The organism is Yersinia enterocolitica subsp. enterocolitica, from assembly GCF_901472495.1.
Taxonomy (GTDB): domain Bacteria; phylum Pseudomonadota; class Gammaproteobacteria; order Enterobacterales; family Enterobacteriaceae; genus Yersinia; species Yersinia enterocolitica.
This window is the reverse complement of the sequence record NZ_LR590469.1, coordinates 3,943,935-3,964,010: the sequence shown is the minus strand read 5'-3', so window position 1 is coordinate 3,964,010 and position 20,076 is coordinate 3,943,935. Positions and strand designations below refer to the sequence as shown.

The window sequence follows — 20,076 nt, the reverse complement described above, 5'->3', positions numbered from 1 at the left end:
GTCAACCGATCCTTAACTGATCGGCATTACCCCAAGAATGGAGCTGTTTAAGTTATTTCAGACACGAGACTCTCAGTTATTCACTAACTGGCTCATCATGCGCTTTCTCTTTTGGTTCCGGATTCATACAGCTATATATCACTGGCAACACCAGTAGGGTCAGTACAGTTGCAAAGCCCAGACCAAACATAATCACCACCGCCATACTCTGGAAGAAAGCATCGCTAAGCAGCGGGGCTAGCCCCAAAACCGTGGTAAATGCGGTTAACATGATAGGGCGCAAACGCGCAGTGGAAGCATCAATAATGGCATCACGCAGTGGTTTTTCCTGCCGCTGGAGGCCAATTTCTTCCACCAGCACAATGCCGTTACGTATCAACATCCCACTCAGACTCAATAGCCCCAGTAAGGCCATAAAACCAAATGGAATACCGGTGAGCAAGAAGCCCACGGTCACACCAATCAGTGCTAATGGCACCGTCAGCCAGATAGCCAGCGCGTTACGCACCGAGCTAAACATCAAGACAGTCACCACAAACATAATCAGGAATGCTATCGGCAAACTGATGAAAATACCCCGTTGTGCTTCTTTGGTACTTTCGTAGTCACCGCCCCATTCAAGTTCATAGCCACGCGGCAATTGAATAGACTCAACCCCTGGCTTGATGCGCTGTAATAACTCAGCCGAGGTTTCGCCCCCTTGCTGAGTTGGATCAGTTTGCACCGTCAATGTCCGTTTGCGATCCAGCCGCATGATAAGTGGATCTTCCCACTCGGTCTCAAAACTGGTCACGACGTTATCGATCGGGATAAAGGCCTGGCGTGCCTGACTCCAGACCATCACATCATTGAGTCGTTCAGCATTGAGCCGCTCGGAATCCGGGGTGCGCAACACAATCGGCATCAGGCGCGTCCCATCGCGGTATAAGCCAACCGGCAAGCCACCAAAACTCATGCGCAAGGTACCATCAACCTCGCGTTTATCCACACCCAGCTCGCGGCCCAGATAATCAGAGAATTGAGGTCGGATCATTTTGCTACGATCTTGCCAGTCATGCCTTGCACCATCGGCCATCGGATCGGCAATGATCGCTTTTTCCGCCTGAGCGGCCAGAGAGCGCAGCACCTCGGGATCAGGGCCAATAAAGCGGGCTTCAATCGAGCTGTTGTTTGACGGCCCGAACATGATGCGTTTTATCTGCGCATCAACTTGCGGGTATTCGTCATGCATGTAGGCTTCAATTTCATCAATCAAACCCGGTATTTGGTCTAGCTGCTCGGTTCGAACCATCACCTGCGCATAGTTAGGATAATGACGCTGGGCGTTATAAGTCAGCATAAAGCGCATCGCGCCCTGACCGATTGTCGCCATGGTGTCAGCCACCCCTTTTTGCTGCTTGATGTACTGCTCGACCTTATCTGCCACTCCTTCGGTATAACTAATATCTGTGCCATACGGCAGCCAAATATCAACAAAGAAGATAGGTGTGTTAGACGGCGGGAAGAAGCTCTGACGAACATTGCCAAAGCCCACGACCGATGCGACCAACATTGCCGCCAGCAGGACCAAAGTGACCGCACGGTATTGCAGTAATTTATTCAGCACCACCCGATAATAGCGGAACAACCAGCCATCATAAGGTTGCTTAGCCGGTTTATCCTCATCCACCTTCGCCGGTTTTTGATTCTGGAATGCCCACTTAGAAAACACCGGTGTCAACGTCAGTGCGGTAATCCAGCTCAACATCAACGAGATTAACAACACTTGGAATAGCGATTTACAATATTCACCGGTTGCATCGTTGGACAGGCCAATCGGGGCAAAGGCCAAAATGGCAATCACTGTCGCGCCTAGCAGCGGCATCATTGAGCGCTTCACAACATTGCCGATCGCCGTAGAGAGACTTTCGCCGCGCTGGCGGCCCACCACAATCCCCTCCACCACTACAATGGCGTTATCTACCAACATACTTAGCGCGATAATTAGCGCCCCTAGCGACACTCGCTGTAGCTCGATATTAAACAGCCACATAATGAGCAAGGTGCCAAGTACGTTCAGTGCCAGCGAGATGGCAATCACCACACCGCTGCGTACCCCCATAAAGATAAGTAGCGTGACAACAACAATGAGCAGTGCCAGCAGGAAGTTAAGGATAAAGCCGTTGACCGCCCCCTCAACTTCATGGGACTGGTCATAAAACACATTGATATGCATGCCTGACGGGCGCTCGCCTTCCAACTGCGCCAGTCGAGCTTTAATGGCATTACCCACATTCACTACATTAACATTCGGGGCGAATGAGATCCCTAGCGCCAATGCAGGCTTACCATTAGCACGGTAAATATTGGTCGGTGAATGACCAAAACCTTGTGTCACGGTCGCGATGTCACGTAAATAGACACTTTTTGGGCTACCGGGTTGGCTTACCAGTAAGTTCCCCAGCTCTTGCACACTCTGGAATTCACCGGTTGGATGCAAACGAATCGACTCACTACCCACCTGTAATTGGCCAGCATCGGACACCACATTCTGACGAGCAAGTAAGTCGGATAACTGTTGTGGCGTAATACCTGCGGCGGTCATCTGGGCACGAGAAATCTCCACCTGAACTTCTTCAGGCAAGATACCGACAATCCCCACTTTACCGACCCCCGGTACCAGTACCAACTCACGCCGTAATTGCTCGGCAAAGTTGCGTAAATCCTGATTACTGTAGCCATCACCGGTGAGTGAGAAGAAGAAACCATACACATCGCCGAAGTCGTCGTTGACCATCGGCGCACTGGCACCCGGTGGCAACCGCACACTGTTATCATTTATCTTACGCCGCAATTCATCCCAGATTTGCGGTAATTCATTCGCCCCATATTGCGCACGAATATTGATAGTAATTTGCGATAAGCCCGCACTGGAAATGGAGGTAACATCATCGACATAAGAGAGTTCCTGAATGGCATTCTCCAGCGGTAATGTGACTTCTTCTTCAACCTGTTGTGCCGACGCGCCATCATAGCGGGTGACAACTACTGCCGTTTTGATGGTAAAAGCCGGGTCTTCCAGCCTGCCTATATTGAGATAGGCAATAATACCCCCAACACCCAGCAACAGAATCGTTAACCAGATACGGGTACTATTATTGATATAATTATCAAGCAGCTTCATTAGAGACCCCGCTCACGTACCCAAGCCCGAACAACTTGATTAGGGCGAAGCTCACCGGTGCCAGCTGCGACAATTTGCTCACCATCTGCCAATCCAGAAGTGATTTGAATGCCGTTCGCTGTCAACTGACCCACTTGCACTTTGCGTTCTTCAACGTGCATCTGGCCATCATCATTTTTGATGACCCAAACACGCGCATCATTCAACTGGGCACTGTCAGGGTTAAATACCGCTTCGACGGGGATCACAATAGTCGGGTGGTCAGTACCAGACAAATTGCCAGAGTTGATTCTGACCCGGCCACTGATACCAGAAAGCAATGGCATATCGGGTGGGCGCTTCATGGTGAGTGTCACTTGGAAAGTCTGGGAAGCTGAGGTTGTTGAGGTAGTATGTTCTTTATATTCAGCAACAAATTCGCGCCCCGGCAGATGATTAAGTAATACCGTTGGCTTGTAGTTGCGGTTGCTAATATCGAGGGTGGTAAACAGGCGTTCTGGCACACTGAAAACGACATCCAGCGTATCCAATGCGCTTAGAGTTGCCACCGGCTGGCCTGGGGCCATGACCTGATGGTTTCGCGCATTAACATTGGCGATAATGCCATCGAACGGGGCGGTAATCGTGGCATCACTGAGTTCTTTTTGTGCAATTTCCAATGCTGCACGAGCAGATTCCATCTCGGCGCGGCGAACATCTAACTCAGCGCGTGAGACAGCCCTTTGACCTTGCAAGGTATTGAAACGATTAAACTGATCTCGTGCCAGGTTGAAGGTGGACTGACGATCCCTAACGCGCAGAGTCAGATCAGTATCATTCAACTTGGCAATTACCTGACCTTTTTTCACCTGCTCACCTTCACGAACCAGCAGTTGTTGTAGTTGCCCGCTACGTTTAAAGGAGAGTTGAGTTTCATCACCCGCTTGTAGCCGCGCAGGGAAATAACGCGTCCCATTTTGTCCACTGTCTTCCACGATAAATATTTTTACCGGACGAACACTTTCCACGACTTCTGGGGGAGTTCTGTCGCAAGCAGCGAGAAGAAACGTTAATAGCAAGGTAACGACTGTTTTTATCTTCACTATAAGATCTCGTTGAGTCAGATTTTCAAAGTTATTGCAGATTAGTTATTCACACTGTTGTATCTGTTTTCTGCGCCATTTTTCTGTGGCATATGACGCACCAGTTTTTTAAAAGTGTGATTAATAATCCCCCTGTAAATATCCCTAAAAGTAGATCAGCACAATTAGCACTGAAATGGGTAGTGTTATTTGCGTGAAAAATAAAGATAAGTTAACGGACAAATAGCCAATAGCGAAATAGCGCTACTCTGCTACTCACTATCAGCTATTTTTTTAAGAGCAACCGCGCTATCCCTAAATAATTCGAGTTGTAGTCAGGCGGCAGCTAACAACCCTGTGGCTTCAAGGCCGACGGGGGTTCCCAAAGTCATTGGAGCCACAGGTAGGCAGCCAGCAAACGCATCCCGATGAGCTTACGCAAGTAAGTGATTCGGGTAAGTGCGCGCAGCTAACAACCCTGTGGCTTCAAGGCCGACGGGAATTAGTAATCAACGGCATCCCGGATGATTGGACAAGTCATACAATGACCGCCGCCACGTCCGCGACCTAACTCACTGCCGACAATCTCAATCACTTCCACCCCTTCTTTACGTAGTTGAGTGTTGGTTTTGGTATTACGGTCGTAAGCCAGCACCACCCCTGGTGAAAGCGCAACCATGTTATTGCCGCTGTCCCACTGTTGGCGCTCGGTGTCGTAATCATTACCTTCAGTCTCAACCACCCGCAGTTTTTTCAGGTTCAATGCACCGGCTATCGCTTCAACAAATGTGCCTTTGTCGCGGCTTAATTTAATGCCAGTCGGGCCATTATCTGGTCGCAATGAGAAGGTTTGAATCTGATTAACAATCGCCGGATAAAGGGTAACTACATCGCGGTCGCAGAAAGTGAACACGGTATCCAGATGCATGGCAGCACGCAATTTTGGCATAGCGGCTATCATCACGCGTTCAACTTGCCCTTCACTGTTTTTAAACAGTGACTGAGCCAACTGAGTGATCGCCTGATGAGAGGTGCGCTCACTCATACCGATGAGCACGGTTTTGTTGCCAATTGGCATCACATCACCACCTTCTAATGTCGCACTGCCGTGATGCTGCGTTGGGTCGCCCCACCACACCTTCACATTGGCGTCGCCAAAATCCGGATGGAATTTATAGATAGCCGTGGTCAGAATGGTTTCTTCATGACGTGCTGGCCAATACAGCGGATTTAGAGTTACACCGCCATAAATCCAGCAAGTGGTGTCGCGGGTGTAAAGGGTATTGGGCAGCGGCGGCAGCAGATATTCCGTGATGCCAACCGCCTCGCGGATCAGCTTCAACTCTTCTTTGTCGCATTTGCCATCTTTATGGAGTTCAGTGGTAGATAAACCGCCAATCAGCACTTCAGCTAACAAGCGCGGCTCCAGGCTTTCCAGATAATTGCGGGTTTCTTGCAAAATACCCAGTGATACTTCATTTGGTACAATTTGTTGATCCAGAATCCACTTTTTGGCCGCAGGAAGAGCCACGGTTTCGGCCAGCAGATTATGCATTTCCACCACATCAACACCACGTTCACGCATTTTGGTCATAAAATCAAAATGGTCGCGTTTGGCTCTTTCAACCCACAGAACATCATCAAATAATAATTCATCACAATTACTGGGGGTCAGGCGGTTATGGGCACGCCCTGGTGCGCAGACCATAACTTTGTGCAACTGTCCGACTTCAGAGTGAACACCAAATTTGGGTTTGGTGTGAGTTTTCTTAGCTTTATCTGACATAAGAACTCCAATAAATTATATGGTGATGATTCCGGTGGCAATGCTATAAATCGCAGCAACCGCAGCCACAATAAGAACGATAAACAGGATTCTTTCGTAGGTATTAAACGCTTTCTGATGCTGTTCACGTTTGGCAATCAGATACAAAATCGTACCTGGACCATAAATGATGGCCGACAGCAGCAAGTATTTCAGACCACCGGCATAAATCATCAGTGCGGAATAGAAAGTGGCAATAAGGGCAAAGATGAGATCTTTTCTGTGACCACGTGCATTGGTTTCGTAAGTTTCACCCGTCCAGGCCAGTTTTAGTCCGTAAGCGCCCACCAACAGATAAGGGATCAGGGTTAATGAGCTGGTTAACTCCAAGGCCAGTTGGAAAGCATAATCAGTAAACAGTGTCAGAATTAAGAACACTTGAATAAAGATATTGGTCAGCCATACCGCCGCTGAAGGCACTGCATTACTGTTTTCGGTACCAAATATTTTTGGCATGCTTTTACTCTTCGCCGCCGAGAACAGCACTTCGGCTGCCAACAGTGACCAGGATAAATACGCACCCAATACTGAGATAATCAAACCCACGCTGATAAAGATGGCTCCCCAGCGCCCGACTATGGCTTCCAGAACCCCGGCCATCGATGGCTGACGTAATGCAGCAAGATCAGGGCGTAGCAGTACACCGTAAGACAACATGGTTATCAGCACCAACAAGCACAGCACACCAATAAAGCCCAGAACCGTGGCAATACCGACATGGCTACGTTCTTTGGCGTAACGCGAATACACACTCGCGCCTTCAATCCCTAAGAACACAAATACTGTCACCAACATGGTGCTACGAACTTGAGAGAATAAAGACTCAGGCTCAACCACCACCGGCATGACAGCTGCCGCATGGCCAACATAGCCGTAGTCATTCAGGTGGGATAAATCGACACTCTTAACTACATCTGGCGTACCCCAGAAGTTCAGTGCGAACACATCACCTTTAAAGGCAAAAATCAGTACGATGACAAAGATGAAGATGGGAATTATTTTTGCGAAGGTGGCAATGGTATTAATCGCCGCAGCCTCTTTAACACCCCGCAATATCAGGATATGGAATCCCCATAGAATAACGGAGGCCACTAATACTGCTGGAATGGTATTACCGTCACCAAAGATAGGGAAGAACGCCCCTAATGTTGATTTGATCAGGACAAAGTAAGAAACGTTACCAATACAAGTACCGGCCCAAAAACCTAATGCAGATGCAAAACCAAGATAATCACCAAATCCCTCTTTTGCGTATATGAATACACCGGAATCCAGATTAGGTTTACGCTGAGCTAATGTTTGAAAAACAAAAGCCAGCATTAACATCCCACCACCAGCAATACACCAGGCAATGAGTGCACCAAAACCACCCGTTGCCCTGCCGAACGTTGCGGGTAATGAGAATATACCGGCACCGATCATTGAGCCGACCACTAAAGAAGTTAGGGCCGGTAAAGATAATTTATTCGTAGATGAATTGGCCATGATGTTCTCAATGACGTTGGATAAATTAAGTTAAATGTAAATTCTGCCTATACCCTAAATAATTCGAGTTACAGGAAGGCGGCAAGCGAGAGAATCCCGATGAGCTTACATGAGTAAGTGATTCGGGTGATTAAGCGCAGCCAACGCACATGCAACTTGAAGTATGACGGGTATACCCCACAAACAGATTCACTTGGACCCACTTAGCGATATAAATACATAGTTATCATAGCTTCCTTTAAAACTATTGCATAATGTCCGGAAAGTAGACCAAATCTTACAATATGTAAATTGTTGCAAAAATTATTACATACATCAGAATTTTCCAATAGTGATCTAAATCATCATTTTTCATATTCAGCGGAAAACTCTCCAGTTTAATTCACTAAATAAAAGCCACTCCATTAGCATAGAAATCTGTTTTCTTTATATGAGTCATTTAAGATGATTCCAGTAGATGCACTGGTTCAATTACGCGAGAAAGAATAGAATTCATACCATGTTGCACTCAATAATTTAATGGTCTAGACTTAATGATTACCCATTGAAAATTAAATTAAAAAAACCTTTAAATTCAACCAATTAAAATAACATCCCTCATGTGAAAAAATAGGCCATTTCTTAGAAAAATTTTCTCTACCTTTTCATTTCAAAGGTTATCACAGCCTTTTAAATTACAGATCTCCCGCCACCAAAACTGCCAGCTTTATAGCGGGTATTTTAGTTTTTATAAAATAAAGTGATATACCTTTCTTATAGCCACCGCGGTAGTCATTCCTATCAAAAAAATCAATAAAACTGGCAATAGGATAATCATTATTTAGATTTCATTTAGGATTCATTTAGATTACATTAACAATTATTAATAAAAGGTTAGTTTTGAATTTTTACATTTACACTAACGGAAACTATAGGGATCTAACGCCACACAGCAAGCAATATCTGGCGTTTTATTTTAAATAAAACAATAAAAACAAGATAAAACACTGCAATAACTAATTAATTTAAAAAAAGAAAATAGCGAGACTTCTTAATAGTGACATTAGAAAGATTGATGTTTCATATTGAAATATCTGACAAAGAGAAAGAGTATATCGATGATAATAATGTAGGAATTTACCCACACAAAAGCTCATTATTCCCTTTCTATATAAGATGACGTAAATAAAACTGGTTAATTACGTTTTTAAAACTCACATTTCATTAAATACTCCTCTATTTGAATAAACATCTTTGCGGTTTTATTAAAGAATATCTTTAATTCCAAAGTCTCTATTATCATTACCTAATCTAGGATAACGACGGTAGCACTAAGAAAAACGGCCTCCGTTGGGGGGTAATGCCAGTCAGTTAAGCAACTGACTGGCATTTTTGTTCCTGGCTTTTCCATATTTATACGGCCTTTCCTTCACCACCCTCGGGAAGGCTCTTTCTCTTCTTATCGGTAACTTCACCATCTGCGCCATGCTCTCCATATCCCGCATCAGTTCCGGGATGCGACCTGGTGAAGCTCCCTGTAGCGTCATCAGCATCCGCATCACCATCCCGCACGATTCTGAGAAGCTCAGCTGATTCGTCCAGTATCCTTTCAGCGCTCCCGCCATCTTAATCATCTGATAACGCACCAGATTATAGGCCAGCAGCACTCCCCATAGCTCCTACTCAACAAGCTCCGGCTTTTTACTCCGCAGCGTCAGTCTGCTCAGTTGCATTGTCTGCTTGATTTCCCAGTAACCCAGCTCAATTTCCCAGCGATGACCGTACAGATCCGCCATCTCTCCCCCGGGATAACGCATCGTATCTGTCATGGATGTCAGCAGGTGGTACACCTTCCCTTTTCGGGTGATGGTCAGCAGGCGGGCTGTCATTTCAGCCCCCAGCTCGGGCCACTTTTTCCGGGCCTGTGGGCTGGTTTTCAACTTCACCAGATGATCGCCTTTTCCCAGTTTCCGTATCTCTTCATACTGTGCGCCTTTCTTCAGCGGGATCATCCAGTGGCGGTGCTCGCCGGCCTGGCTCCAGGCATTCAGAAGCCCCAGTGAGTAGTAGCCTTTATCCATCAACGTCAGTGTGTTATCAGCAGTCTGGTCTATCAGTTGCTCAGCCAGCGTGTATTCGCTTTCTTTCATCGTACCGAAGGCCGCCGCTGTTAACAGGTGGCTGGTCAGTTCCATCTGGCAGACCATTTTCACCTGTGGGTAAAGGCCCGGTTGTCCGGCATAAGTCTGGCGCGGGAAGGCGGTATCGTTCTCTGGCGTATCTGGTGTTCGCCAGACCACGCCATCCACGGCCAGCAACGTCAGACCGCACCAGTGAGGATGGGTGACGGAGCCATGCCACAGCTGCGCCGTTTGTGAGAATACCCGGCGAACAGCCTCGCTTCCCAGCCTTTGCCGTGCCTGGATAACGGCGCTGGGGGCCACGAAGAGGCGATCGCCCGGCAGCATGATATCCAGCCGGTTAACGATTTGATGAAGAGGTTCTTTACGCTCGAGTGCCATCCCGACAATGCACCAGACCATCATTTCCAGCGGCAGGCGGCGCTTGCGCAGAGTCACCGTGCCGGATTCGGCAAGACAACGGGAGATGAGCTGGGGGTCGAGGTAATCTCCCAGTGTGGTCAGTGGGTTACGCAGTGAGTCGTAGCGGGAAACGAGATCAAGAGCCTGTCCGATGTGCATAAAAAAATCCGGAAACGAAGAACATTTCCGGATTCTTACACAACCACTGGATCGGTCAACCGATCCTTAACTGATCGGCATTACCTCCGTTGGGGGGCCGTTGACTTAATCAGTTATCGCTGATGTTCACTCAAAGTGACCACTATGTTGTCTTCCCCTGCTCCAAACGTGGCTGAGTACCTGTCACAGAATACCCTGCCAGAATGGCGACAAAAATCATAAATAGATGGCCTTCAGAAGAGTCCAGCAAGAATGAATTAAAGAAGTTACATGCCATATAGCTGGTCAATACGGCCAGCAAGACATTACGTAATGCGGGTGTTTGTTGCCAAATAACACGGTAACAACAGACAATCCATGCCAGAAAGATAATCAAACCAACAACACCGGATTGGATAGTTTCCAACAGATATTGATTATGTGGGTTGTTTATCTTGTAGTTGATTTCCGGGTTCTCATAATAAAAACCGCCAGCACCGTGGCCCAGAATAGGCGCTTCCTTTATTAATCGAACCGCCTCGATGGCAAAGGCAGAGCGCTGCCCCATTGACGTTGAGCATGCATCATTGACGTTATCCGCAGAGGCCGCCATGCAGACTTTAATCTCATCCACACCTTGAGTGATCCGCTGAGTCGCTTTATTGGGAATCAGCAGCAGTGCCGCAAATGCAATTGCTCCCAGCAGCACCAGGAGCCAGCGTTGGCGACTGCCTAGCGAGAAGAACAGCCATACGCCTAACCCAACAACCAGCGCAACATACCCAGTGCGACCCAATACCAAGAATAGGATGCTGTAACAGGCTGCTACCACCAGCAAGCCGTAGCCCCAGCGTTTCCAGCCCTGACTTTTGACAGCGAGCATCAGCCATAGCATGGCCGCCAATGCCATAAAGAAGTTTTGGGTAATTTGCAGTTTAAAGATGGTTGGGTTTGTCGGATCCACCTGACCAATTGGAATATGTAACACCCCTACAACCAGCGTCCCAAGCAACGCCACCGCATTGGCGAGTAAGAAGCCCAGGCAAAATAGTTTCACCCGCTGCGGCTGATTAATAAAGAACAGTGCCAGCGGCAAGACATAAAGAAATTTCTTATCTTTACTCACCATCTCCGGACCGTAGCTGTTGTGATGGAACAATAATGACAGCGCTAACAGTGCAAACATGGCGGCGGGCAAATAGACTAATGGGTTGGTCAGCAAGGGTTTTAATGGCAGAGACTTACGATTAATGATCAAGCTGATAAGAATTAAAACCAGCGATATATTGATAAGTGGATTGGAGGTTGGTAAAGCAATGCCTAACAGCAATGCCGCAATACTGTTTAGCATTTCACCACGCGGGTTAGCCGGGGATGTGCCCGGCAAGGAAGTCGATGGAGTTATCATAATTCTCTCAGCTTAAGCTGGTTGGAAGACTCAAAATTGGCCGTCACCAGTCCATTATTAGCGTACTACTGGCTTTGAATACGCCAGGCGTCAACGGCATCTATGACATCATCTACCGGGATAGCGTTCAAATAGCGATCCGTAGTGTCAGTATCTATCTCGTTAGGATGTGGCAACGTGCGGTAATGACCCGCCCATAATAGGGTGTGCGGAGCCTGCCATGGGTGCCATTGATTAAGATTACTGGGGCCAAAGAGCACCACTGCGGGGGTTTGTAATGCAGCCGCCATATGCATTGCCACGGAATCTACGCCAATAAATAACTTAGCGTTATCTATCAAAACGGCCAATTCCGGCAGTGCCAAAAGGCCGGATAAATTAATAACTTTTTCGGGCTGCGCGCAACCAGCAATAATGTCAGCGATATAGTCCAGTTCTGCGTTGTCTTTACCGCCGGTTAACAGCACTGTTTCGCCTTGTTCGGTAAGGTGGTTTATCAGTTGACTGAATGATTCACTGGCCCAGGTTTTAAACTTCCAGCGCGCAGAAGGTTGAATCAGGATGTAATCCGCAATATTACGTTGCTGGCACAGTTGTTTTACTCGCTCAATATCATGTGGGCCATAGGCCATGCTGACGTCAGTGCTGATATTCGTCAGTTGTAACGGCGCGAGGATGTCCAAATTATTGAGAACCGTGTGCCGTTCGGCAGCATTGGGGATATCGACTAAGGTGGAGTGGCAGTAGCGCCATAACCAGGTATCGCGTTTTGGGTAATGGAAACCGATGCTGAAACCCGGTTTTAATAAACGGCAATAAGCGGCGGCTCGCCATTGATCAGATAAATTGAGGATCAGATCATAATGGTGCTCTTTCAATGCATTAAACAACGTTTTTTCGCCGCTGATTTGGGCCGTTAAGCCCGCATGTTTTAGGCCGCGGTCGACAATAAATGCATGATTAACCGTTTTGTTCTCCCGCAGCATATCTTGCGTTCCACCATACAGCAGCACATCGATTTTGGCCTGTGGATAGTTGGCTTTTAACGTGTTGAGTAAAGGCGTGGTGAGGAGAACATCACCGAAATGGCGTAATTTAATGACCAAAATGCGTTTAACATTCTCTTTCTCTCGCAGTATGGCCGGTAAATTAACGGCACTGACGCGAGCAGGAGCAGAAAGTTGCCCGGCAGGTGATTCTGTCTTATTTGATGTATTCATCATAGGATGCGCCATCATCGGCAACGAAAGAGGGGCTGTAATGCTATATCAGCCGTTTACTGCATAGCAATTCTTTATTTGATTATACACCGAGAGCGACGAGTTGACCGCACCCTGGGGCGCTCCGGCGACTTACGTCGCTACGACCCCAACGGCACGTTTCCCCGCCGTTTCACATTTGGGCGGTTTGCCCTTATCAAACAATATAACCAATTGACGTCATCGGCAGTGCGGACAGCGCGCAGCCAACGGAGCGTACACGCAGTACGTGACGGCGGCTAGCACTGCCCCGAAGCTCAAGCTGACCAGTGAGATAGCCAATTTTAGAGGCCGGGGGCTTTCCATAGAGACGTCGTCAACCCACTGTCTACTAACGTCAACTGATCGGTATACACTGCTTGCCAGTTGGTTTTGGCCGCTTGATATAGTGCTTTATGTTCAATATTGGGCTGGTATTCTCGCTCCCAGCGCACCAGCCGCTCTCCGGTTTTATCGAGCGCTTCATATAGCCCGACACCGACACCTGCTGCAATCGCACAACCTAAAGCGGTGGCCTCTTTTACTACCGGTACACGCACCGGAATACCAGTCACATCCGCCAGAATCTGACTCCATAGTTTGCCTTTTGCACCGCCGCCGGCAAATACCACTGACGAGGCTTTGACACCGGAGAATTCCGCAATTTGTGCCAAATTACAGGCCGAAACGATTGCTGCGTTCTCTTCCAAGGCACGGAATAAAGTGGCTTTGTTGCATTTTTCAGGGTCGAGCGACAGGTTAATAAAGGAAGGTGCGGCGTGATACCAGGATTTAAAGCGCATAACATCAGAGAAAATGGGCATCACCCCGTAAGCCCCGGCTGGCACCCGCGCCGCCATATCTTCCAGCAAACTATAAGTATCAATCCCTAACCGCTGGGCGAGTAATTTCTCTTCGGCACAGAATGCATCACGGAACCAGCGCATGGTCAGGCCGGTAAAGAAGCTGATGGATTCTGCTTGTACCATGCCGGGAATGACGTGAGGGTTAATGCGTGTATTCATATTGGGATCAGTGATCGGTTTGGGTAGGTTAACCACCTGCTGCCAGAAAGTGCCCCCCAACACCGCTGTCTGCCCCGGTTGTACCACTCCTAACCCTAAGCAACCGAGTTGTACGTCACCGCCGCCCATCACTACTGGCGTTCCAGCCAACAAGCCACACTCTTGTGCGGCCTCTGCTGTGACATGCCCGAGCAAAGTACCGGTTTCTTTGACTGGCGATAAAATATCAGCGCGTAGCCCAGCCATTTCCAACAAGTTCGGCTGCCAGTTGCGCGTGACTAAATCCAGCATTCCGGTAGTGCCCGCATTGGAGGGATCGACCGCCAGCTCGCCACTGAGCATATTCGCCAGCCAGTCGCTTATCATGGTTAATGTCCCGGCCTGACGATAAATATCAGGGCGGTAATGCGCCAGCCACAATAATCGAGGCATCGCACTTAAAGCCAGTGTCTGACCGGAGCACTGATAGACTTCAAGCTCAAAGCCATTATGGTGCAACTCTTTCAATTCACTGACTTCACGGCTGGCTCGGGCATCCACATTGGCACAAGCCCAAATAGGTTTACCGCTGCGGTCATAAAGCACAATCCCTTCGCGCATTGAGCAGGCTGCAACCGCACGGATAGCACTGGCGGGCAAGTTGGCCTGATGCAACGCCTGACGGATGCATTGACAGGTCAGCTTCCAGTTGGTGGTTAAATCAAACTCCATCGACCCAGGGACATCAGGTACTGGCAAATGTAGCCATTCAGCCTGTCCGGCTGCTATCTGATTGCCATTAAGATCAAATATTACCGCCCGGACACTGCCGGTGCCTGCATCCAAAGCCATCAGATAATCACCCGATGTGGTCGTAGAGAATTGACTCATTACGCTATCCTCTTTTTATATAAATTGATGAATAAATCTGTCCTCTACTGCTTTTTTCTCGAAAAAATAAAAACTATCGGAGGTTAATGGCAAACCCAGTATCAAGCCAGGTGCGTGAAGGAGCGACTGTCCCTAGGGGCACTTCGGTCGCTTACGCGACTACGACCCCAACGGAACATTTCCCCTTCAATCGACTTTGTCAGCAATCTGACTATTGGCGTAATTGTCGCAGCCAGATGAGGTGAGCACTGCGCAAGCCTAAGCTGGCTAGTAAAATAGCCAATTAAATCAGTTTGATGATTGATCTTGCAGTCAACTCATCAGTTACCAAAGCATTCACATACTTGCCTTTTAGCGCAGCTACAATGGCTTCAGATTTCTCCACCCCGCCCGCCACACCAATCACCGTAGGAATGTTTTTCAAATCTGTCAGTGAAATACCGATTAATTCCTGATGAATCTGCATATCTGCGGCGAGCGCACCATCAGCCTGCATAAAGTAACCGAGGATATCGCCGACCGCGCCTTTGCGGCTAAACATCAGCTGTTCACCTTCGCTGATATAGCCAGAGCGCAAAATTGTGGCTTCTTTTTGTTGATTGACCGAACCAATCCCCACCACCGCAACATCAGCCGCACACGCTGCCAGCATCACATCGCGCACACTGTTTTCCTGGCGGAATGTTTCAGCGACCTTGGCACTGGAAGCACGCAACGGCGCAGGAATAATGCTGACCTGACAGGCCGCATCAAGCTGTCCAATCCCAGTCATATAAGAACCTACACCACCGGAAAGAGTCACCAAGCGCACCTGCTGCGAGGCAATAAAGCCACTTAAATGCTGCAAAGCGCACATAGTGGTTTCACCAAAACCAACCGCCAATAGCTGCTGCGGTTGTATCAATGCCATCAATAGATGTGCTGCGCCAATACCCAACCGGCTGCTGATACTCAGGTCAGCTAAAGAAGGTAAAATGCGGATATGCTTCAGACCGAAATGCTGTTGCAGCGCATTTTCCAGTTCCAGACAACCCTCATAGCGCGAATTAATCTGTACCCGGATAACCCCAGACTGACGGCCTTTCTCCAGCAATCTGGAGACCTTCAATCTGGTCAGCCCTAGCAGTTCGCCAATATCCCCTTGTGTTAAGCCATCGTGATAATAAAACCACGCAATGCGAGCGAGCAGTTCCTCTTCACTCATGCTATTACCCGGATATTTGTATTCATCGTTGGACAACATTGGTTTTTCTTTCATCATTAGCCGCGATCCCTATTGCCGCTTTTCCATTCTTCATTGATTCATCATCGATCAGAAATCCACGGTCTGATAAATGCTATACCCAATAGATTTCAAGATGCAGGAAGGCGGCAAACGAGAAAGTCCCGATGAGCTTACATAAGTAAGTGATTCGGGCGATTGAGCGCAGCCAACACACCGGCAACTTGAAAGATGACGGGTATAAATTCTAATTGATAACTACGCTAACAGCTTAAACCCCATATTTGAACATATTTTAATTTAAATTTTTTTATTCACAGAATTGTGATCTTGATTACGCCACTAATGGGATTATACAGCTATCTTTTTTGAACACTTTTAATTTTAAATTATTTTTGTTCATTACGGGGACGATAATGCCGCACACTAAAGCCTCACCGCCACCGCTGCTTCAAGTGCGCGGCATCAGCAAACAGTTTTCCGGCGTAGTGGTATTGAAAAGTATCGACTTTACTCTGCAACCGGGTCAGGTCCACGCGCTATTGGGAGGCAACGGGGCGGGTAAATCAACGCTGATGAAGATCATTGCCGGAGTGCTTCCCCCCGACAGCGGCACTATTGAAATAGATGGGCAACCCTGCCTTAACCTCACTCCTGCCAAGGCCCACCAGCTAGGTATTTATCTGGTGCCGCAGGAGCCAATGCTATTTGCTAATTTGTCGGTTCAGGAAAATATTCTGTTCCGCCTGCCAAAGCATCAAGCAGACAAAAAGAAAATGGCACAGCTGCTGCAAAGTTTAGGCTGCCACTTGGATTTGGCAGTCAATGCCGGTTCGCTGGATGTTGCTGACCAACAATTAGTCGAGATCATGCGCGGCCTAATGCGTGACTCGCGAATTTTGATTCTTGATGAACCCACCGCCTCGCTAACACCAGCGGAAAGCAATCGCTTATTCAGCCAAATAAAAATGTTATTACAACAAGGGGTTGGGGTGGTGTTTATCTCCCACAAACTCCCTGAAATTCGCCAACTAGCCGATTGGGTCAGTGTGATGCGCGATGGCGGCATTGCGCTGAGTGGTGCCACTAACGACTTCTCAACTGACACCATTATTCAGGCAATTACCCCACAAGCCAAAAACAGTGAGTTATCGGATACCCAGAAGTTATGGTTAGAGCTGCCCGGTAACCGCCGCTCTCAAGCACGAGCGCAATCCAATCAACCGGTGATACAAGTGTGCGACCTGAGTGGCGAAGGTTTTGCTCATATCTCTTTTGAGGTACGCGCCGGTGAAATTCTTGGCCTGGCGGGAGTGGTTGGCGCTGGCAGAACAGAATTAGCCGAAACGCTCTATGGTTTGCGGCCCGTCAGCGGGGGGAAAGTCATGTTGGAAGAGTGCGACATCACCGCGATGAAAACCGTCAATCGGCTGGCTACCGGCCTGGTTTATCTGCCAGAAGACCGGCAGGCATCCGGCCTCTATCTCGACGCCCCATTGAGCTGGAATGTCTGTTCTCTCACTCAAGGTAACCAGGGGATATGGACTCATCCGGCACAGGAAGCCGCCATTTTAGAGCGCTATCGCCGCGCGTTAAACATCAAATTTAGTCACCTTGAACAGCCGGTTCGCACCTTATCCGGTGGTAATCAACAAAAGCTACTGATTGCCAAATGTCTGGAGGCTAACCCGCTATTACTGATTATTGATGAACCGACCCGTGGCGTAGATGTATCTGCCCGCAGCGATATTTATCAACTGATCCGTAGCATCGCGGCTCAGCATGTGGCGATCATTTTTATCTCATCTGATCTGGAAGAAGTGGTGCAAATGGCGGATCGCGTATTGGTTATGCATCAGGGGGAAATCAGTGGTGCGCTGGAGGGCAGTGCCATGAATGTCGACACCATTATGCACCTGGCTTTTGGTGAACAGACAGCTTTTGGTGAACATCATACCGACGCCCATCAGCGTGCTGAAAATGAGGGCGCATCATGTTGAAATTTATTCAAAGCTATCAATTTATTCAAAACAATCGCGAAGGTACAGCTCTGCTGGCGATCCTCGCCTTATTTGCCCTGCTCGGCGTGATCGACCGTAATTACTTCAATTTGCAAACTTTCACCATGATCTTTAGCAGTGCGCAGATCCTGATCCTGTTGGCGATCGGGGCCACTATGGTGATGCTAACCCGCAATATTGACGTCTCTGTTGGTTCGATCACCGGCTTATGTGCGGTAACGGTCGGCATGGCGCTCAATGCCGGTTTCGGGCTGGCGCTGTCCTGCCTGTTTGCACTATTGGTTGGCATGGGGGCGGGCTTCTTTAATGGCATTCTGGTGACCTGGCTGCGCATTCCGGCAATTGTCGCCACACTCGGTACGCTGGGGTTGTATCGCGGCTTGATGCTGCTGCTGACCGGTGGCAAATGGATCGAAGGGTTACCAGCGGATCTGAAAAATTTATCAACGCCAATTCTGTTTTCTATCTCGCCCATTGGCTGGCTGATTATGTTGCTGATTGTCGCCATGGCCTTGCTGCTGGGCAAAACCGCCTTTGGCCGCAGCTTCTATGCCACCGGTGATAACTTGCAGGGCGCACGCCAATTGGGAATTCGCACTGATAGCATTCGTATTTTTGCTTTCTCCATGAATGGCGTGATGGCAGCTCTGGCCGGGATAGTCTTTGCCTCACAAATTGGTTTTATCCCCAATCAGACCGGCAGCGGCCTGGAAATGAAAGCCATTGCCGCTTGTGTGCTCGGCGGAATCAGCTTGCTCGGCGGCACCGGCACCATTATCGGCGCGATCCTCGGGGCTTATTTACTGACACAAATCGACAGCGTGCTGGTGCTGCTGCGCCTACCGGCATGGTGGAATGATTTTATCGCCGGTTTGGTGTTACTGGGTGTACTGGTGTTCGATGGCCGCCTGCGTTGCGCCGTCGAGCGCAATATTCGCCAACAGAAATATGCCCGCTTTACTACCCGCCCGGTTGCGCCGGATAAGAAAGTAAAATCGAACAATAACAAAGCACCGAGCAGTAAATCATTCACTAAGAAGGAGGCGGCGCGATGAATATTTACCGACGTTATGGATGGGAGCTGGCATTGGCCGCCTTGTTAGTGCTGGAAATCGGGCTATTCGGTTTATCCAATTCGCGTATGTGGGATATCAATGTGCTGCTGTTCAGCACCAGTGATTTTATCTGCATCGGTATCGTCGCTCTGCCACTAACGATGGTGATTGTCAGTGGTGGTATCGATATCTCATTTGGCTCCACCATTGGGTTGTGCTCAATATTCCTTGGCGTGATGTTTCAGGCGGGCGTACCCATGAGCATCGCCATCCCGCTGACCCTACTGGTTGGCGCACTGTGTGGGCTGATTAATGCCGGGCTAATTCTGTATACCGGCGTCAACCCGCTGGTCATCACCCTCGGCACCATGTACCTGTTTGGCGGCAGTGCGCTGTTGTTATCCGGCATTTCCGGCGCAACCGGTTATGAAGGGATTGGTGGCTTCCCCACCGCTTTTACCGATTTTGCCAACCAAACCCTCCTCGGCCTACCGGTGCCGCTGGTGATCTTTATGGTCTGCGTGTTGCTGTTCTGGTTGTTGATGCACCGCACCCATAGTGGCCGTAACGTCTTTCTTATCGGGCAAAACAGCCGAGTGGCACGATACAGCGCCCTGCCCGTCGCCCGCACCTTATGCCTGTTGTATGCCTTGACCGGCATGGCCTCCGCCATTGCCGCTGTCCTGTTGGTTTCTTACTTTGGCTCGGCGCGATCTGACTTAGGGGCATCATTCCTGATGCCTGCTATCACCGCCGTGGTGTTGGGCGGGGCCAATATCTATGGTGGCTCCGGCTCCATCCTCGGCACGGCTCTGGCAGTTCTACTGGTGGGTTACTTGCAACAAGGCCTGCAAATGATTGGCACACCCAACCAGATATCCAGTGCGCTGTCTGGTGCCCTACTGATTCTGGTGGTGGTCGGGCGTTCCATCAGCCTGCACCGGCATTTGATTTATGAATGGCTGCAACGTCGCAGAAATACTGTGGTTTAACCTGCTCTTTTTTATAAAAAATTGCCAACACCTCGATCCCCTATCGGAGAT

General features: G+C 48.7%; 11 protein-coding genes and 2 pseudogenes. 3 read left to right on the top strand and 10 right to left on the bottom strand.

Annotated features, from left to right (window positions below; genetic code table 11):
• Window positions 1-76: 76 nt before the first annotated feature.
• The 10 genes and pseudogenes from FGL26_RS18785 to lsrR all read right to left on the bottom strand — a co-directional run bounded on the left by FGL26_RS18785 (window position 77) and on the right by lsrR (window position 15,996).
• The gene (locus tag FGL26_RS18785) at window positions 77-3,163 is read right to left on the bottom strand and encodes an efflux RND transporter permease subunit (protein ID WP_005175202.1); all 3,087 of its coding nucleotides are present in this window, start codon (window positions 3,161-3,163) and stop codon (window positions 77-79) included.
• A complete protein-coding gene (locus tag FGL26_RS18780) occupies window positions 3,163-4,245 on the bottom strand; it encodes an efflux RND transporter periplasmic adaptor subunit (protein ID WP_032912572.1) in 1,083 nt (360 codons plus the stop codon). The genes FGL26_RS18785 and FGL26_RS18780 overlap by 1 nt, the downstream gene beginning before the upstream one ends.
• A 49-nt stretch (window positions 4,246-4,294) precedes the next feature.
• Window positions 4,295-4,476 (bottom strand): annotated as a pseudogene (locus FGL26_RS18775) (LapA family protein).
• A gap of 250 nt (window positions 4,477-4,726) precedes the next feature.
• Entirely contained in the window at window positions 4,727-6,010 is a 1,284-nt protein-coding gene (gene arcA, locus FGL26_RS18770) for an arginine deiminase (protein WP_032912570.1), read from the bottom strand.
• Between the two features lie 15 nt (window positions 6,011-6,025).
• Entirely contained in the window at window positions 6,026-7,534 is a 1,509-nt protein-coding gene (locus tag FGL26_RS18765; RefSeq protein ID WP_005175208.1) for an amino acid permease, read from the bottom strand.
• A 1,346-nt stretch (window positions 7,535-8,880) separates the two neighbouring features.
• Window positions 8,881-10,215, bottom strand: a pseudogene (locus FGL26_RS18760) (IS4 family transposase).
• 142 nt (window positions 10,216-10,357) lie between these two features.
• Window positions 10,358-11,581 carry an O-antigen polysaccharide ligase WaaL-ps gene (gene waaL-ps, locus FGL26_RS18755; RefSeq protein ID WP_072075740.1) on the bottom strand — a complete coding sequence of 408 codons (1,224 nt, stop codon included), beginning with the start codon at window positions 11,579-11,581 and terminating at the stop codon, window positions 10,358-10,360.
• An 86-nt stretch (window positions 11,582-11,667) separates the two neighbouring features.
• Window positions 11,668-12,825 (bottom strand): putative lipopolysaccharide heptosyltransferase III, encoded by a 1,158-nt coding sequence (gene rfaQ, locus FGL26_RS18750; RefSeq protein ID WP_005175211.1) that lies wholly within the window; start codon window positions 12,823-12,825, stop codon window positions 11,668-11,670.
• Window positions 12,826-13,145: 320 nt separating this feature from the next.
• Entirely contained in the window at window positions 13,146-14,735 is a 1,590-nt protein-coding gene (gene lsrK, locus FGL26_RS18745) for an autoinducer-2 kinase (RefSeq protein WP_005175212.1), read from the bottom strand.
• A 283-nt stretch (window positions 14,736-15,018) separates the two neighbouring features.
• Window positions 15,019-15,996 (bottom strand): transcriptional regulator LsrR, encoded by a 978-nt coding sequence (lsrR, locus tag FGL26_RS18740; protein ID WP_011815489.1) that lies wholly within the window; start codon window positions 15,994-15,996, stop codon window positions 15,019-15,021.
• Window positions 15,997-16,373: 377 nt separating this feature from the next.
• On the opposite strand from lsrR, the gene lsrA reads away from it, so the two are divergent.
• Genes lsrA through lsrD form a run of 3 tightly spaced genes read left to right on the top strand, consistent with a single transcriptional unit; the run spans window position 16,374 to window position 20,025 of the window.
• Window positions 16,374-17,957 (top strand): autoinducer 2 ABC transporter ATP-binding protein LsrA, encoded by a 1,584-nt coding sequence (gene lsrA, locus FGL26_RS18735; RefSeq protein WP_005175214.1) that lies wholly within the window; start codon window positions 16,374-16,376, stop codon window positions 17,955-17,957.
• Entirely contained in the window at window positions 17,951-19,033 is a 1,083-nt protein-coding gene (gene lsrC, locus FGL26_RS18730) for an autoinducer 2 ABC transporter permease LsrC (RefSeq protein WP_005175215.1), read from the top strand. Before lsrA ends, lsrC begins: the two co-directional genes overlap by 7 nt.
• Window positions 19,030-20,025, top strand: a complete 996-nt coding sequence (lsrD, locus tag FGL26_RS18725; protein ID WP_005175216.1) for an autoinducer 2 ABC transporter permease LsrD — start codon at window positions 19,030-19,032, stop codon at window positions 20,023-20,025. The genes lsrC and lsrD overlap by 4 nt, the downstream gene beginning before the upstream one ends.
• Window positions 20,026-20,076 lie beyond the last annotated feature (51 nt).

What these genes read in the sequence shown, in the direction of transcription:
- lsrR (WP_011815489.1), bottom strand. Translation starts at nt 15,996, where the DNA reads ATGATGAAAGAAAAACCAATGTTGTCCAACGATGAATACAAATATCCG.
- lsrC (WP_005175215.1), top strand. Translation starts at nt 17,951, where the DNA reads ATGTTGAAATTTATTCAAAGCTATCAATTTATTCAAAACAATCGCGAA.
- lsrK (WP_005175212.1), bottom strand. Translation starts at nt 14,735, where the DNA reads ATGAGTCAATTCTCTACGACCACATCGGGTGATTATCTGATGGCTTTG.
- lsrD (WP_005175216.1), top strand. Translation starts at nt 19,030, where the DNA reads ATGAATATTTACCGACGTTATGGATGGGAGCTGGCATTGGCCGCCTTG.
- lsrA (WP_005175214.1), top strand. Translation starts at nt 16,374, where the DNA reads ATGCCGCACACTAAAGCCTCACCGCCACCGCTGCTTCAAGTGCGCGGC.
- FGL26_RS18765 (WP_005175208.1), bottom strand. Translation starts at nt 7,534, where the DNA reads ATGGCCAATTCATCTACGAATAAATTATCTTTACCGGCCCTAACTTCT.
- rfaQ (WP_005175211.1), bottom strand. Translation starts at nt 12,825, where the DNA reads ATGATGAATACATCAAATAAGACAGAATCACCTGCCGGGCAACTTTCT.
- FGL26_RS18785 (WP_005175202.1), bottom strand. Translation starts at nt 3,163, where the DNA reads ATGAAGCTGCTTGATAATTATATCAATAATAGTACCCGTATCTGGTTA.
- arcA (WP_032912570.1), bottom strand. Translation starts at nt 6,010, where the DNA reads ATGTCAGATAAAGCTAAGAAAACTCACACCAAACCCAAATTTGGTGTT.